The organism is Sphingorhabdus sp. M41, assembly GCF_001586275.1.
Classification (GTDB): domain Bacteria; phylum Pseudomonadota; class Alphaproteobacteria; order Sphingomonadales; family Sphingomonadaceae; genus Parasphingorhabdus.
Genome location: NZ_CP014545.1, coordinates 248647 through 262875, shown reverse-complemented (window position 1 = coordinate 262875; position 14229 = coordinate 248647). Strand labels below are relative to the sequence as shown.

Genomic DNA, 14229 nt, shown 5'->3' with positions numbered 1-14229 from the left:
ATAGCAGCTTAAAGAAGATCGCCCTGTTCGATACTATCCTTATTGGCGGGAAGGCTGAACAGCATCCCGTCCTTGCCCAGCACTGTCGGGCCATCATAAGCGACGTCGACACCCTTCATGAAATAGCCGTCCAGATAGGCGAGCGGCAATGCCGGAACGATATGCGAGAAGACCAGCATTTTCGCCTTTGCCGCCTTCGCCGTTTCCGCCGCCTCGACCGGCGTTGTGTGATAGTCCGGAATGTCCGACATGATTTTCACCATCCGCTTGCGACCGGCTTTCTCGAATGCGGCTTCCACGGTTCCCACCATCTCGGCATTCAGCACTTCATGCACCAGCAAGTCGCAACCGTTGCAGGCTTTCGCAACAATCGGGAGTTTGACCGTGTCCCCGCTGAACACCACAGAGCGGCCTTTATAATCAAACCTATAACCGACGGCGGGCGAGATCGGTTTGTGGGCCACGGAAAAGGCGGTAATCTTGATGCCATCCTTCTCGTATACCACCATCATCTGCTGCGCTTCGGGAATAGAAAATGGCTTTGCCTTGCCGCCCGCTCCGGTCAGGGACATCGTCGCTTTGCCATGGTGGGCAATACGATACTGAACGTCAGCCGCATAAGCGGCGTTCAAGCCGTCGACGATCACTTCCACCCCTTCCGGTGCAATCACCGGCAAAGGCGCGTCGCGGCCACCGCCAGCCCAGCGCTGCAGCATCAATTCCCCCATGCCGTCGATATGATCGCTGTGAAAATGGGTCAGTAACAAAGCCTCGGTCGCACCAGGGTTCAGCCCCATCAGGCCCAGATTGCGCACCGCGCCGCCGCCAATGTCGACGATGAAAATCTTGCCGTCGATGATCACAGCCGAGCAAGGACCGGCCCGGGTCGGATCGGGCAGCGGCGAACCGGAACCGCAAAGCGCGACATTGATACCGTCCGGCAGATCGCCGATAATATCGCGCGAAACGGCGGTTTCGACGGCCCGGGCGAATAACCGTTCACCGATCTGTGGCCGAAAAATCCATGCAGCCCCAGCGAGCAGAACCACCAACAGCAGCAGGCCCGCCAGAATTGGTTTCATCTTCCCTTTGCGCTGCGCCATTCGTCTCTCCCCCGTGCAGCATTCAGCCGCAATTTGGTCTGATCGCTATGAGCGAGCCATTTCGTCCAGCCATTGATCGACCCGCTGTTCCAATATGCCGAGCGGCAACGCCCCGCCGCCCAATATCACGTCATGAAAGCCACGGATGTCGAACCGGTCGCCGAGCCGGGCCTTGGCTCGCGCCCGCAATTCGAGAATTTTGATCATGCCGATCTTGTAGCTGGTCGCCTGGCCCGGATTGACCAGATAACGCCGCACTTCGGAGCGCACGGCCGCTTCCGGTATCGAGCTGTTTTCCAGGAAATAGGCAACGGCCTGCTCTTCGCTCCAGCCCTTGCTGTGCAAACCGGTGTCTACCACCAGCCGGATCGCGCGCCAGATCTCGCTGGTGAGCCGGCCAAATTCGGAATAGGGATCCTGATAACCGCCCATTTCCTTGGCCAGTGTTTCCGAGTAGAGACCCCAGCCCTCGCTATAGGCGGTATAGCCTGCCTGGGTGCGGAAGACCGGGATTCCGGTCAGTTCCTGGGCAATGGAAATCTGCATATGGTGGCCGGGCAGACCCTCATGATAAGCGATGACTTCTAGCGTCGGGATCGGCATCGCCCGCATGTCGGACAGATGGGCATAATATATGCCGGGCCGCGAACCATCGGGCGTTCCGCTGCGATAATGTTGCGCTGCGCCATCGCGTTCGCGGAAGGCTTCGACTCTTCGCACTTCGAGATCCGCCTTGGGAAGAATGCCAAAATAGTCCGGCAGCTTTGTTTTCAGCGCATCGATATGCGCCTTGGCTGCCGCGATATATTGATCCGCTCCCGCATCGTCATCGGAAAAATAGAATCGATCATCCTCGCGGATGAATTTGAAGAAAGCCTTCAGGTCACCGTCAAATTCAACCTTGTCCTTGATCGCCTCCATATCCGCGCGCAGACGGGCGACCTCGCTGAGACCAAGATTATGAATTTCATCCGCAGTTAACTGGGTCGTCGTTTGATTGGCCAGCCGGTAATTGTAAAAGGCCTGCCCGTTGGCAAGCGCACCGACGCCCCTTGGCATCGCATCGGTGTTCGGCATGTCGGCCTCATACCAGGCGATAATCCGTTGATAGGCAGGCGCAAAGGCATTGGTCAGGGCCGCTCGCGCTTCTGCGCGCAAAACCTCGGCCCGCGCCTCGTCGATGATCTGCTTGTCGACCAGTCCTTGCAGCTTCTCTTCGGTCGCAGTCCAGATTGCCGATGACTCTCCATCGCCAAAGGGCGCACCGCTGATGATCTTGCGCGACTGGTCGATCACCCCTTCATAGGCAAATCGTGGCGGGCGGGTTCCCGCCGCCGCATTGGTTTTCGCCCGCGCCAGCAGCTGGTCGAGCGCGGTGGCGACGCCCGACAGGCGCTGAATGAAGCCAAGCATATCCGCTTCGGTTTCAACCTTGTGCGTATTGATCAGAAACGTCGGGAAAAAGGACTGCAGCCCATTATGCTGGTGCAGCGCATAGCTGTTGGAACGAAACGGCAGCCCGGCTTCCGCCTGCTCGAGATTATAGATCCAGATATCATAGGAAATCTTCGCGTCCTGCGAGAGCTTGTCATAGTCAAAGCGGCTCTGCATTTCCGTGACCGCAGCACGGCGCCAGTCCAGTTCCTTGTCCGCCCCTGCATCGCTGAAATCGTCGATCAGGCCATAGCTGGTCTTGCGCCCGACAAAGGTCTGTTCAATCGGGCTGAACGCCAGCTCTTCTTCATATTTCTCATCAAACCAAGCGTTGATGCGATCGGTCTCGCTCGCGGCTTGCGTTGCAGCTTGCTCGGTAGCCGCAGTCGCTGGAACAATGGGCAGAGCAGTCAGACCGACCAGTAAAGCGGAGCTGAAAAGAGAAAGCCGGGTGCGCATAAGACATCATCCTGTCGTTGTGTTTTTCAACGATGCTTCATCGCACATGTTTCGCAATTTGCAAACGCATCTGGCGATCCACAGAAAAAGGGCCGGAAGTTTCCTTCCAGCCCCTCTTGTAGATTTCAGCGTAGACTGAACGGTTGGGTTTAGAAGCCCATTCCGCCCATGCCGCCGCCCATGCCGCCCATGTCGGGCATGCCGCCACCGGCTTTGTCGTCTGATGGCGTTTCTGCCACAGCCGCTTCGGTGGTGATCAGCAGGCCGGCAACCGAGGAAGCGTCCTGCAATGCTGCACGAACAACCTTGGTCGGGTCGATGACGCCAGCTTTGACAAGGTCTTCATACACATCGGTAGATGCGTTGAAGCCGAATTCCTTGCTCTTCTGGTCAAGCATCTTGCCGGCAACAACCGCGCCGTCAAAACCGGCATTTTCAGCGATCTGACGGACTGGAGCCTGCAGCGCTCTACGAACAATGTCGATGCCGCGGGTTTGGTCGTCGTTGATGCCTTCAAGGCCCTGGAGAGCCGAAGTGGCGTAAAGAAGTGCAGCACCGCCGCCTGGGACAATGCCTTCTTCGACGGCAGCACGGGTTGCGTGCAGCGCATCGTCGACACGGTCTTTCTTCTCTTTCACTTCAACTTCGGTCGCGCCACCGACTTTGATCACGGCAACACCGCCAGCGAGTTTCGCCAGACGTTCTTGCAGCTTCTCTTTGTCATAGTCGGAAGTGGTGTTTTCGATCTGGTTACGGATCGCTTCAACACGCGCCTTGATATCGCTCTTCTTGCCAGCGCCGTCGACGATCGTGGTGTTATCCTTGTCGATCGTGACATTCTTGGCTTCACCGAGCATGTTCAGCGTAACGCTTTCCAGCTTGATGCCGAGATCTTCGGAGATCATTTCGCCCTTGGTCAGGATCGCGATATCTTCGAGCATCGCTTTGCGACGATCGCCGAAACCAGGTGCCTTGACCGCTGCGATCTTCAGGCCGCCGCGCAATTTGTTGACCACCAGAGTAGCCAGCGCTTCGCCTTCAATATCTTCGGCAATGATCAGAAGCGGACGTCCGGCCTGAACAACAGCTTCCAGGATCGGGAGCAATGGCTGCAGGTTGGTCAGCTTCTTTTCGTGGATCAGGATGTAAGGATTTTCGAGGTCCGCAATCATCTTGTCCGGGTTGGTGATGAAGTAAGGAGACAGGTAACCGCGGTCAAACTGCATGCCTTCAACAACGTCGAGTTCAAAGTCGAGACCCTTGGCTTCTTCAACCGTGATAACGCCTTCTTTGCCGACTTTTTCCATTGCTTCAGCGATTTTCTCGCCAACTTCGCGATCGCCATTGGCGGAGATAATGCCAACTTGGGCAATTTCGCCGGAGCCCTTGACGTCTTTCGAACGCTTCTTGAGGTCTGCAACCACGGCTTCAACAGCCTGATCGATACCGCGTTTCAGATCCATCGGGTTCATGCCGGCAGAAACGGATTTCATGCCTTCCTTGACGATGGCCTGAGCCAATACGGTAGCAGTGGTGGTGCCGTCGCCAGCAACATCATTGGTTTTCGATGCAACTTCACGAAGCATCTGTGCGCCCATATTTTCGAACTTGTCTTTCAGTTCGATTTCCTTGGCAACCGAAACACCGTCCTTGGTGATGCGCGGTGCGCCAAAGCTCTTGTCGAGCACAACATTCCGGCCTTTGGGGCCGAGGGTTACTTTAACGGCGTCAGCCAGCGTGTTCACACCCTTGAGGATGCGTTCGCGAGCGTCGCGACCGAATTTTACGTCTTTAGCAGCCATGATATTTTCCTCTGCTTAGTTGATTGAAATGATGACGGGATAAGCGCTTATTTCTCGAGAATGCCGAGAATATCGCTTTCCTTCATGATGATCAGCTCTTCGCCGTCGACGGTGACTTCCGTGCCGGACCATTTGCCGAACAGGATCTTGTCGCCTTTTTTGACGTCGAGTGGAGTAGCTTTGCCATTGTCGTCTTTCAGGCCGTTGCCGACAGCGACAACTTTACCTTCGGATGGCTTTTCCTGTGCACTATCCGGAATGATGATACCGCCAGCGGTCTTTGCGTCCGCTTCAACGCGGCGCACCAGTACACGGTCATGTAATGGACGAAATTTCATAGATTTCCCTTTCTTGTCCAATCCAAAACTCTTCAGACCGGCTTTTGGGCCGGTCGGCAGAGCAGAATTTGTGTGAATTAGCACTCTCTCCTTCCGAGTGCTAACAGGCTCCATGTAATAGCTATTCATCCGCCGTCAAGGGAAAGAGCGGAAAATATTTCTATGTGTTTTTGTTGGATTTCCAAGGCATTGCGATTCGTTTTGTCGGCAATCCGCATTGCTACGGAGGCGCCGTGTAACCGGATCGGCGACCCCGCCGAATGTCCTGTGAGCCCGCTTTGGCAGACTCTGACTTGTTACCCCATTTTTCGAGAGAGGAAATATCATGTCCGTTTTGATGAAATCGACCGCCGCCGCTGCCGCCCTGGCCGCTGCTGCAACCCTGTCCGCCACCCCTGCCCAGGCGGCAGGTGCCAAGGAAAAATGCTACGGCATCGCGCTGGCCGGAGAAAATGGTTGCGCGGCGGGCCCGGGTACCAGTTGCGCGGGTACATCGACCGCCGATTATCAGGGCAATGCCTGGAAATATGTTGCCAAGGGCGAATGCACCAAACTCGGCGGCACGCTAACCCCGCACAAGGGCAATGCGAAACCGGTTCCCAAAAAGGGCTGAGCGCGCTAAATTCCGTGGATGGCCGATATTTCTGAACCCCTTGTTTCTTCGGTGATGACTATGCCGCATTCCCTCCCCCCATCGGGTGGCATAGGTCTGAAGTCGGTGCATTATGGCAATGTGCTGGATGATGCCGCAGAGACGAAACGCCCTTCCTGGGTTGAGGTTCATCCACAGAATTACTTCGGCGATGGCGGTCCGGCGCACCGCTGGCTCACCGCCATCGCCGGGGCCTATCCGCTGAGCTTCCACAGCGTCGGCCTTTCCCTGGGCAGCGCCGATGGGCTCAATAATGACGATCTGGAAAAACTGGCCGCGCTCTGCGACCGCTACCAACCAAAGATGGTGTCCGACCATCTCAGCTGGAGCGGCCATGCCCATGACCGCTATCCCGATCTGCTCCCCATCCCCTATACGCGCAACGCGCTCGACCATTTCGCCGGCGAAATCGGCAAGGTCCAGGACCGGCTGCAGCGTCCCATCCTGATCGAGAACCCGTCCCGCTATCTCTCCTATCGGGACGACGAGATGAGCGAGACCGATTTCATCCATGCGCTCTGTCGTCAGGCAGGCTGCGGCCTGCTGTTCGACATAAACAATGTCGAGGTGACCGCGACCAATGTCGGACTCGATATGGAAGCCTATATCGACGCGATCGATCCGGCGATCGTCGGTGAAATCCATCTCGCCGGCCACGCTACGGAAACACATGACAGCGGACCGCTGCTGATCGACGATCACGGCTCGATGGTCAGCGATGTCAGCTGGAACCTGTACCGGCGCTTTATCGAACGCGCGGGCCCGATCGCCACGCTGATCGAATGGGACACGGATATCCCCGAATATGACGTGCTGATGGCAGAAGTTGCCAAGGCCGACACGATATTGAGCGACCTCCTGTCGGAGGAACCGCGCCATGCCCTCGCTCGCTGAAGGCCAGTCTCGCTTCATCGCCTGCCTGCAAAAAGGCCCGGCCCATTTTCCCGATGACCTGTTCGCTCAGGACAAGGCGCGCGCATTGCTGGGGCTGAAGGCCCACGCCAATACAATTTCCCACGCCCGGCTGGTGGCGCTGGAAGACTGCTATCCCCGGTTGCATGAGCATATGGGCCATGAGGCTTTTCACAGCCTTTCCCGCGCCTATGTCGAGCAGGATAGCATCATGGCCAGCGACCTGAACCATATCGGGGTCGACTTCGCCAATTTTCTGGGCGAGCGGGAATATGGCGGCACGGAAATCGATCTAGCCCGGATCGAATGGGCCTGGCTGGAAAGCTATCGCAGCGCCGAAGCCGCGCCCGTCGCCCTGACCGATATCGCCACGCTCGCCGAAGCCGATCTGCTGGCTTTCCCTGTTGTCACCCACCCGGCGATTCGCCTGATCGGCCTTACCGCCCCCCTGTCATCGGCGCTGCCGGAGCTGGCCGGCACAGACCCGCGCGCATTGATGATCGCCCGACCGAATGCGCAGATATTATTCCATCCGCTGACCGCGACCGAACAGGCTATTGCCGAAAAACTTCCCGAAAGCGCGACCATGGGTAACCTTTTGGAACATGCTCTCGAACTGAGTGATGAAGCCACGGCAATGCAGCATATTGTCAAGCTGATCCAGGCCGGGGCACTGAAGTCAGCCGAGGAAATATGATATGAAGTCCATGGTCAGGAAAATAGTGCGCCTGGTGAGCGCTTCCGTGCCGGAGGGAATCGCCCTTCTGTTCACCCGCATAGCCCTCGCCGGCATTTTCTGGCGCTCGGCCCGCACCAAGGTCGAGGACGGCAGCTGGCTGCAGATGAGCGACACCACAGTCCTTCTGTTCCGCGAAGAATATGGCATGCCTTGGCCGGAAATCACCGGATTATTGGCCACTTATGCCGAGCATTTTCTCCCGATCCTCGTCGTGCTGGGCCTGTTCACCCGCATCGGGGCCGCGGGCCTTCTGGTCATGACCCTGGTGATCCAGTTTTTCGTCTATCCCGAGGCCTGGTGGCAGGTGCATATTCTATGGGTGGCGCTGGCCGGCATATTGATCGTACGCGGCGGCGGAATCTTCTCGCTCGACCGGCTGACCGGTCACAAGTTCGGCTGACCCGATGATCGCCAATGAGGAAACCATGCGACTTTTGATGGTCAAGGCGCAAGGCGGCGACAAGCAATGCTATTCCAGCCTGCTCACCGAATGCGAAAAATGGCTGCGGCGCTATTATGCCCGCAAGATAAATCCTGCGGCGATTGATGATCTGGTGCAGGAAACCCTGATCTCGCTCCACCGCAAGCGGGCGAGCTATGATCCGGCAAGGGCGTTTCTGCCCTGGCTCGCAGCGATTGGCCGCTACCGCTGGATCGACAGTCTGCGGAAGATTTACCGGCACGAACATGAACAGCTTTACGAAGAAATGGTCGCCGATCCGCAGGACGAAACGGTAACCGCCAAGGTCAGTCTCGAACGGCTGCTTGGCCTGATCTCGCCCAAACAGGCTGAAGTGATCAACCTGGTCAAGATTGAAGGCCTCAGCATCACCGAGGCGGCCGCGATGACCGGGCAATCGGAATCGCTGGTCAAAGTGAATATCCACCGGGGGCTGAAAAAGCTTTCCGCGATGGTCGAAACAGAATGACAGTAAAAGAGTATATATGATGTCGGACATGATGATAGATCGTCTCGTCGAAGATTTGACGCCGGTGAAGCCGTTGAAAAACCGCAACGGCCTTGCGTTTACGCTGGCCATTGCAACTATCCTTACGGTGCTGGTCGCCATGATCGCCGGCGTTCGCGGGGACATCCTGATGGGAATGCCGCATCCGATGTTCTTTCTGCGGGGCGGGGCCCTGCTGCTGCTGGGCCTGACCAGCAGCTATGCGGTTATCGCGATGAGCCAGCCGGCCGTCGGCAGCAGCTTCAAGGGTTGGATATGGGCCTTGGCTGCCGCCTTGCTGTTTCCGGTCACCGCCGCTGTCATGGCGATGATGACCATGCCCGATAATATGACAATATTGGTCCCTCGCTATGGCCTTGAATGTCTTGCAGTCAGCATGTTGGGGGGCCTTTGCATAGCAGCGGCACAAGTTCTTTGGCTCCGCCGTGGCGCGCCGGTTGCGCTGGAACGCGCCGGCTGGCTCGTCGGCATGTCTTCCGGCGCTTTGGGTGCTGCGGCCTACAGCCTGCACTGCCCGTTCAACAGCATATTCTATATCGGGCTCTGGTACTCTCTGGCGGTCGCATTATGCGCAATTGTCGGCCGGTTGCTGGTTCCCCCTCTTATCCGCTGGTAATATCCCGGGCCAATCCCATATAGAAAGGGTCCATCCGGTCTAAACAGGAATATGAATATGCAATTTGCGCGAGCAGCTTGGCGATTTTTGGTCGCAATCAAGGATGGCATGGTGCTGATCGCCATGTTGCTGTTTTTCGGCGCGCTATATGCCTTGCTGTCGTCTCAGCCCAATAGCGCCGCCATTCGCGATGGCGCCTTGCTGCTCGACCTGAACGGCGTGATTGTCGAAGAGCCCGCCGCACCGACCTTTGAAGATTTTCTGGCCAGCAATACGGGCAACGGTCCGCGCGAATATCGCTTGCGAGACGTCGTGCACGCCATTGATGCTACTGTGGAAGATGACCGGGTCAAAGCCATTGTCCTCGATCTCAGCAGCTTCGCCGGCGGTGGCCAGACCAGCCTGACGGATGTCGGGGAAGCGCTCGCTCGGGCTAGGAAGGCGGGCAAACCGATCTACGCTTTTGCAAGCTTCTATAGCGACGACAGCTACCAGCTCGCCGCCCATGCGACAGAAATCTGGATGGACCCTATGGGCGGAATGATCTTTGCTGGCCCTGGCGGCAATCGGCTTTACTATAAAGGCCTGATCGACCGGCTTGGCGTGACTGCCAATATCTACCGCGTCGGCACCTATAAAAGCGCGGTTGAGCCCTATATGCGCGCCGACCAGTCACCCGCAGCGCGGGAGGCGTCCGAGGCGCTCTACGGCGTGCTCTGGGACAGCTATGTCAGCGAAATCAAAAAGGCCCGACCACAAGCAATGGTCAAAGCCTTTGCAGACGATCCCGCCGCGTTCGTGACTGCCGCCGGCGGCGATTTTGCAGCCGTTGCGATGGAGCAGAAGCTGGTCGACAAACTGGCTGACAAGACCGCCTTTGACCGTTTTGTTGCTGAGCAAGTCGGAGCGGACGAGAAACCTTCGCCGGACAGTTTCAAGAGCATTGATTATGATGATTTCGTTGCCGCGCATCCGGTTGATTCAAATGGCTCGGCTATCGGTGTCATCACCGTTGCTGGTGAAATTGTTGGGGGCAGTACCGGTCCGGGTATGGCCGCCAGCGGACGGATCGCGGAACTGATTTACACCGCGCTGGATGAGGATGACCTCAAGGCTCTGGTGGTCCGGGTGGATTCCCCCGGCGGCTCTGCCTTCGCCAGCGAGGAAATTCGCCTGGCCCTGCTCGAAGCCAGGAAAAAGAAACTCCCGATCGTCATTTCCATGGGCGATGTCGCCGCCAGCGGCGGCTATTGGGTTGCTACGGCGGGCGACCATATTTTCGCCGAACCCGATACAATCACCGGATCCATTGGCGTGTTTGCGGTTCTGCCCAGCTTTGAAAAAGCACTGGCAAATTGGGGCGTGACCGCTGACGGCGTCCAGACCACCCCATTATCGGGCGAGCCCAATTTTGTCGGCGGCTTCAGTGAAGACCTCAATGCGATTTTGCAGGCCGGTGTCGAAGACAGCTATGGCGACTTCGTCAAACTGGTTGCGACCGCGCGCGGCAAGACCCCGGCAGAAGTCGACACAATCGGACAGGGCCGCGTCTGGGATGGCGGCACGGCCCGGCAACTTGGATTGGTCGACGGCTTTGGCGGGATGACCGAGGCGCTTGCCGAGGCAGCAAAACGCGCGGGTCTCGCAGAAGGCGACTACCACCCGCAATATCTCGATCCGCAACCCAGATTCTCGTGGCTTCCCTTTGAAGGCATTCCCTTCGTCCGCCAGCAAAGCGCACCCGTAACCGGCGTCATCGGCTGGGCCGCACAGCGTCAAAAAGCGATTTTCGGAGAAGCACTGGCAACCGCTCAGGGCTTGCTCGTACGCGAAGATGTCCAGGCATTGTGCCTCGAATGCAGCACCGGCGTGACCCGGAACGCAAATGCTTCAGCAAACTGGATCGACCGGCTGCTGAGCTATTCCTTCTCTTCGGCGGCGCGATAGGCGGGCAGCGACAGGCCTTTGACAATTGCCAGAGCGCGCAGCGCAAAACCTGCGACAAAGGCGATCAGGGCAGCGATGAAGCCCGGTATCCCGGTTTGCGCCAGCAAGACGAAGACGAAAGCAGCCAGCGCGCCCGCAGTCACATAAAGTTCCGGCCGCACGATGATCGACGGTTCGCCGGAGATCAGATCGCGGATCACGCCGCCAACACTGGCGGTGATGATCCCCATGATCGCAGCCGGGACGGGATCGATCCCCAGCTGCAGCGCCTTGGCTGCCCCGAAAACCGAATAGGCCGCCAGCCCGATCGCGTCGAACCAGTCGACCGCTGCCGGTCGCCAGAATTTGACCGGTGTCAGCCAAACCAGCAAGGCGATCCCGAGGCACAGGATCGGCACCCGCGCGTCCTGCACCCAGAAAACCGGCGCGCCGATCAGCAGATCGCGGACGGTACCGCCACCGACACCGGTGACCAGCGCGAAAAAGCCGAAGGTCACCAAAGTCTGCCGGTTGCGCGCCGCGACCAGCGCCCCGGAAATGGCGAATACCGCTATCCCGAAAAGATCGAGCCAGCCGAGCGCGCTGTACAGAAAGGCCGAATTCATGTCGTTGTCCTTCGTCTGCGCCGGGTGAACAGCATCACAAATCCGAGTATCGATCCTAGCAGAGCCAGCGCGGCCGAACCGATCAAGATCGGGTGGCTGGTGTCCTCGCGTGTCTGCAGATCCATGATATGCAGACCCCACATGAAATCGAAGGCCCGCCAGAATTTGGTGCGCACCGCGAGCAACTCGCCGCTGTCCGCATCGATATAAAAGCGCGCATCATCGTCAAAAACAACCTGCCACGATGGCCGCCCGCTGCGCTGTTCCATCGGTGCCTGGCCGGCGGCAAACAAGGTAACGGACCGGATCACTGCCGGGTCGGATCGGGCCGCGCTCGCCAGCAGATTGGCCTCAGCGCCCGAAACCGGCGGCAGCAAGGCACCGGTCTCGGCATCCGCCCGCCGCTTGCCACCATCGGCATAGGCAATCACCCAAAAGGGCCCTGCGCTGTTCTGCTGCAGGGTCAGGCTCTTCGCCTGACGCCCCTCGAGCAAGGGTGCCACCGGCTTTATCGCATCCAGCGCCGGCATCTCGCTCCGCAAATGATTGCCGCGCACGGTTTCGATCGGCTGCACCACCATCAACAATCCGCTCGCCGTCCAGATGATGATCGGCACCCCGATCAGCCAGCCGAGCCAGACATGCCAGCGCATGAGTTTATGATGTTTCATAAAGCGTGCTATTCAACTGTTCCCATTTTTGCCTGACGACCGCAGTCACGTCTCTGACGCCGTCTCTCGCTACCCAATCATCTCGAAGATAAATACGGTGGCTATTTGAATGAGTAATTTCCAATGCCTGCTCCAGCACGAGATGGTGAGGGATGATAATTGCTAGAATCACTGAATAATTCTCATCGAAAACCACGCCTGCCAGCTCGTCAAAAAGATGCTGACTCAAGTTTCGAATATCCCCGGCCTGTCGCGATGTATTTTTAGCCCAAACACGCCGACTCTTTATTTGAATCCTTTTGCCTTCTTGGGTGATAGCATCAAAGCCCGCTTTAGAATTGACCGCTAGGTTCCATCCGAAGGTTTCGCTGAATAAATATTCTGCCACATCTCCAATGGGGCTGTTGGAGGTGCGACAAATCTTTCGCTTCCGCAGTTCAACACCGATAGACGCGCCAAGTTGCATCAGTCCGCGAATGCTCAAATGATCTATGGCGGGTGGTATTGCCACTACATGTGGATCGGCTTGCCCTGTACCGCCATCGCCGCTTCCTTGATCGCTTCCGAATGGGTCGGATGCGCGTGGCAGGTATAGGCAATATCTTCCGAGGTCGCGCCGAATTCCATCGCCTGGGTGACCTGCGCGATTAACGTGCCGGCCAGCGAAGAAATGATATGCGCACCAAGCACGCGGTCGGTCTTGGCGTCCGCAATGATCTTCACATAGCCTTCGGTATCGCGATTGGTCTTGGCGCGGCTGTTGGCAGCGAACAGGAATTTGCCGACCTTATATTCGACGCCGCTGTCCTTCACCTCTTCCTCGGTCTTGCCGATATTGGCAATTTCGGGATAGGTATAGACGACGCCGGGGATCAGGTCGTGGTTGATGATACCCTGCTGGCCGGCGATGAATTCGGCCGCGGCAATGCCCTCATCCTCGGCCTTGTGCGCCAGCATCGGACCGGGAGTAACATCACCAATGGCATAGACACCGGGAACCTTGGTCTGGAAGTCATGGCCAACCTCGATCTGTCCGCGACCGTTGGTTTCCACACCGGACTTCTCCAGCGCAAGACCGTCGATATTCGGCTTGCGGCCGATCGCCACCAGCACGACATCGGCTTCCAGCGTCTCGCTGTCACCGCCCTTGGCCGGTTCCATCGTTAGCGTCGCTTTCTTGCCCTTGACCGTGCACCCGGTGACCTTGGTCCCGGTCCTGATATCAAAGCCCTGTTTCTTGAACATGCGGTTCGCGTCCTTGCGGATATCGCCGTCCATGCCCGGGAGAATCTGGTCGAGATATTCGACCACGGTCACTTTCGCGCCGAGGCGCAGCCAGACCGAGCCCAGTTCCAGCCCGATCACGCCGCCGCCGATAACGACCAGATGACCGGGTACTTTCGACAGTTCGAGCGCGCCGGTGCTGTCGACCACGACGGATTTGCTGTTGTCGACTTCGACGCCGGGCAGCGGAGTGACGGACGAGCCGGTGGCGATCAGGATGTTTTTCGCGGTATAGCTCTTGTCGCCGACCGTGACCGTGTGACTATCTTCGAACGCGCCATGGCCCTTGATCCAGTCGACCTTGTTCTTCTTGAACAGGAATTCGATGCCACCGGTCAGCTCCGCAACCGCCTTCACCTTCTCGGCCAGCATCTGCTTCAGATCGAGCTTCGCGCCGGTCAGCTTCACACCGAATTTCTCCAGCGCGCCACTATGGGCTTCATGATAAAGCTCGGAAGCGTGCAGCATCGCCTTGGACGGGATGCAGCCAACGTTGAGGCAGGTGCCGCCCAGCGTCTCGCGGCTCTCGATGCAGCCCGTTTTCAGACCGAGTTGCGCCGCCCGAATCGCCGCGACATAACCGCCGGGGCCGGAGCCGATTATCAGAAGATCATAGTCGAAATTGTCGGTCATATTCTGTCTCTCATTCCGTCATCCTGAACTTGTTTCAGGACCTCCCGAGATCCTGAAACAAGTTCA

General features: G+C 57.8%; 15 protein-coding genes. 7 read left to right on the top strand and 8 right to left on the bottom strand.

Translation table 11 applies throughout. The annotated features are described in order from the left end of the window. Positions 1-8: 8 nt before the first annotated feature. The 4 genes from AZE99_RS01290 to groES all read right to left on the bottom strand — a co-directional run bounded on the left by AZE99_RS01290 (position 9) and on the right by groES (position 5136). A complete protein-coding gene (locus AZE99_RS01290) occupies positions 9-1103 on the bottom strand; it encodes an MBL fold metallo-hydrolase (RefSeq protein ID WP_231862663.1) in 1095 nt (364 codons plus the stop codon). 45 nt (positions 1104-1148) lie between these two features. Next, the gene (locus AZE99_RS01285; RefSeq protein WP_067197310.1) at positions 1149-2996 is read right to left on the bottom strand and encodes a DUF885 domain-containing protein; all 1848 of its coding nucleotides are present in this window, start codon (positions 2994-2996) and stop codon (positions 1149-1151) included. A gap of 149 nt (positions 2997-3145) precedes the next feature. Then, on the bottom strand, positions 3146-4798 hold the full coding sequence (gene groL, locus AZE99_RS01280) for a chaperonin GroEL (protein ID WP_067197307.1): 1653 nt from the start codon (positions 4796-4798) through the stop codon (positions 3146-3148). A 47-nt stretch (positions 4799-4845) separates the two neighbouring features. Continuing rightward, positions 4846-5136, bottom strand: coding sequence for a co-chaperone GroES (groES, locus tag AZE99_RS01275; RefSeq protein ID WP_067197304.1), 291 nt, complete (start codon positions 5134-5136; stop codon positions 4846-4848). Between the two features lie 325 nt (positions 5137-5461). On the opposite strand from groES, the gene AZE99_RS01270 reads away from it, so the two are divergent. From AZE99_RS01270 to sppA, 7 genes are read left to right on the top strand one after another with little or no spacing between them, the layout of a single operon-like run. Next, the gene (locus AZE99_RS01270; RefSeq protein WP_067197301.1) at positions 5462-5749 is read left to right on the top strand and encodes a BufA1 family periplasmic bufferin-type metallophore; all 288 of its coding nucleotides are present in this window, start codon (positions 5462-5464) and stop codon (positions 5747-5749) included. 60 nt (positions 5750-5809) lie between these two features. After that, positions 5810-6682, top strand: coding sequence for an MNIO family bufferin maturase (bufB, locus tag AZE99_RS01265; protein WP_082788428.1), 873 nt, complete (start codon positions 5810-5812; stop codon positions 6680-6682). Then, positions 6666-7397 (top strand): HvfC/BufC family peptide modification chaperone, encoded by a 732-nt coding sequence (locus AZE99_RS01260; protein WP_067197298.1) that lies wholly within the window; start codon positions 6666-6668, stop codon positions 7395-7397. The genes bufB and AZE99_RS01260 overlap by 17 nt, the downstream gene beginning before the upstream one ends. 1 nt (position 7398) lies before the next feature. Next, positions 7399-7839, top strand: a complete 441-nt coding sequence (locus AZE99_RS01255) for a DoxX family protein (protein WP_067197295.1) — start codon at positions 7399-7401, stop codon at positions 7837-7839. 25 nt (positions 7840-7864) lie between these two features. Then, positions 7865-8368 carry a sigma-70 family RNA polymerase sigma factor gene (locus AZE99_RS01250; RefSeq protein WP_231862662.1) on the top strand — a complete coding sequence of 168 codons (504 nt, stop codon included), beginning with the start codon at positions 7865-7867 and terminating at the stop codon, positions 8366-8368. Positions 8369-8384: 16 nt separating this feature from the next. Beyond that, entirely contained in the window at positions 8385-9023 is a 639-nt protein-coding gene (locus tag AZE99_RS01245) for an NrsF family protein (RefSeq protein ID WP_067197289.1), read from the top strand. Positions 9024-9080: 57 nt separating this feature from the next. After that, positions 9081-10970, top strand: a complete 1890-nt coding sequence (gene sppA / locus AZE99_RS01240; RefSeq protein WP_067197286.1) for a signal peptide peptidase SppA — start codon at positions 9081-9083, stop codon at positions 10968-10970. Here sppA and AZE99_RS01235 read toward each other — a convergent pair. From AZE99_RS01235 to lpdA, 4 genes are read right to left on the bottom strand one after another with little or no spacing between them, the layout of a single operon-like run. Further along, complete coding sequence (locus AZE99_RS01235) at positions 10943-11575, bottom strand: trimeric intracellular cation channel family protein (RefSeq protein ID WP_067197283.1); 633 nt, start codon at positions 11573-11575, stop codon at positions 10943-10945. The genes sppA and AZE99_RS01235 overlap by 28 nt on opposite strands. Beyond that, positions 11572-12246, bottom strand: coding sequence for a PepSY domain-containing protein (locus tag AZE99_RS01230; protein WP_067197281.1), 675 nt, complete (start codon positions 12244-12246; stop codon positions 11572-11574). Before AZE99_RS01230 ends, AZE99_RS01235 begins: the two co-directional genes overlap by 4 nt. Further along, the gene (locus AZE99_RS01225) at positions 12233-12757 is read right to left on the bottom strand and encodes a DUF6998 domain-containing protein (RefSeq protein ID WP_067197278.1); all 525 of its coding nucleotides are present in this window, start codon (positions 12755-12757) and stop codon (positions 12233-12235) included. The genes AZE99_RS01230 and AZE99_RS01225 overlap by 14 nt, the downstream gene beginning before the upstream one ends. After that, positions 12757-14163: a dihydrolipoyl dehydrogenase gene (gene lpdA, locus AZE99_RS01220; RefSeq protein WP_067197276.1), complete on the bottom strand. Its 1407-nt coding sequence runs from the start codon at positions 14161-14163 to the stop codon at positions 12757-12759. The genes AZE99_RS01225 and lpdA overlap by 1 nt, the downstream gene beginning before the upstream one ends. Between the last annotated feature and the right edge of the window lie 66 nt (positions 14164-14229).

Coding starts and splice junctions, on each gene's coding strand:
- AZE99_RS01255 (WP_067197295.1), top strand. CDS start 7,399: ATGAAGTCCATGGTCAGGAAAATAGTGCGCCTGGTGAGCGCTTCCGTG.
- AZE99_RS01270 (WP_067197301.1), top strand. CDS start 5,462: ATGTCCGTTTTGATGAAATCGACCGCCGCCGCTGCCGCCCTGGCCGCT.
- sppA (WP_067197286.1), top strand. CDS start 9,081: ATGCAATTTGCGCGAGCAGCTTGGCGATTTTTGGTCGCAATCAAGGAT.
- AZE99_RS01230 (WP_067197281.1), bottom strand. CDS start 12,246: ATGAAACATCATAAACTCATGCGCTGGCATGTCTGGCTCGGCTGGCTG.
- AZE99_RS01285 (WP_067197310.1), bottom strand. CDS start 2,996: ATGCGCACCCGGCTTTCTCTTTTCAGCTCCGCTTTACTGGTCGGTCTG.
- bufB (WP_082788428.1), top strand. CDS start 5,810: ATGCCGCATTCCCTCCCCCCATCGGGTGGCATAGGTCTGAAGTCGGTG.
- AZE99_RS01250 (WP_231862662.1), top strand. CDS start 7,865: ATGCGACTTTTGATGGTCAAGGCGCAAGGCGGCGACAAGCAATGCTAT.
- AZE99_RS01260 (WP_067197298.1), top strand. CDS start 6,666: ATGCCCTCGCTCGCTGAAGGCCAGTCTCGCTTCATCGCCTGCCTGCAA.
- groES (WP_067197304.1), bottom strand. CDS start 5,136: ATGAAATTTCGTCCATTACATGACCGTGTACTGGTGCGCCGCGTTGAA.
- AZE99_RS01245 (WP_067197289.1), top strand. CDS start 8,385: ATGATGTCGGACATGATGATAGATCGTCTCGTCGAAGATTTGACGCCG.
- AZE99_RS01290 (WP_231862663.1), bottom strand. CDS start 1,103: ATGGCGCAGCGCAAAGGGAAGATGAAACCAATTCTGGCGGGCCTGCTG.
- AZE99_RS01235 (WP_067197283.1), bottom strand. CDS start 11,575: ATGAATTCGGCCTTTCTGTACAGCGCGCTCGGCTGGCTCGATCTTTTC.
- groL (WP_067197307.1), bottom strand. CDS start 4,798: ATGGCTGCTAAAGACGTAAAATTCGGTCGCGACGCTCGCGAACGCATC.
- lpdA (WP_067197276.1), bottom strand. CDS start 14,163: ATGACCGACAATTTCGACTATGATCTTCTGATAATCGGCTCCGGCCCC.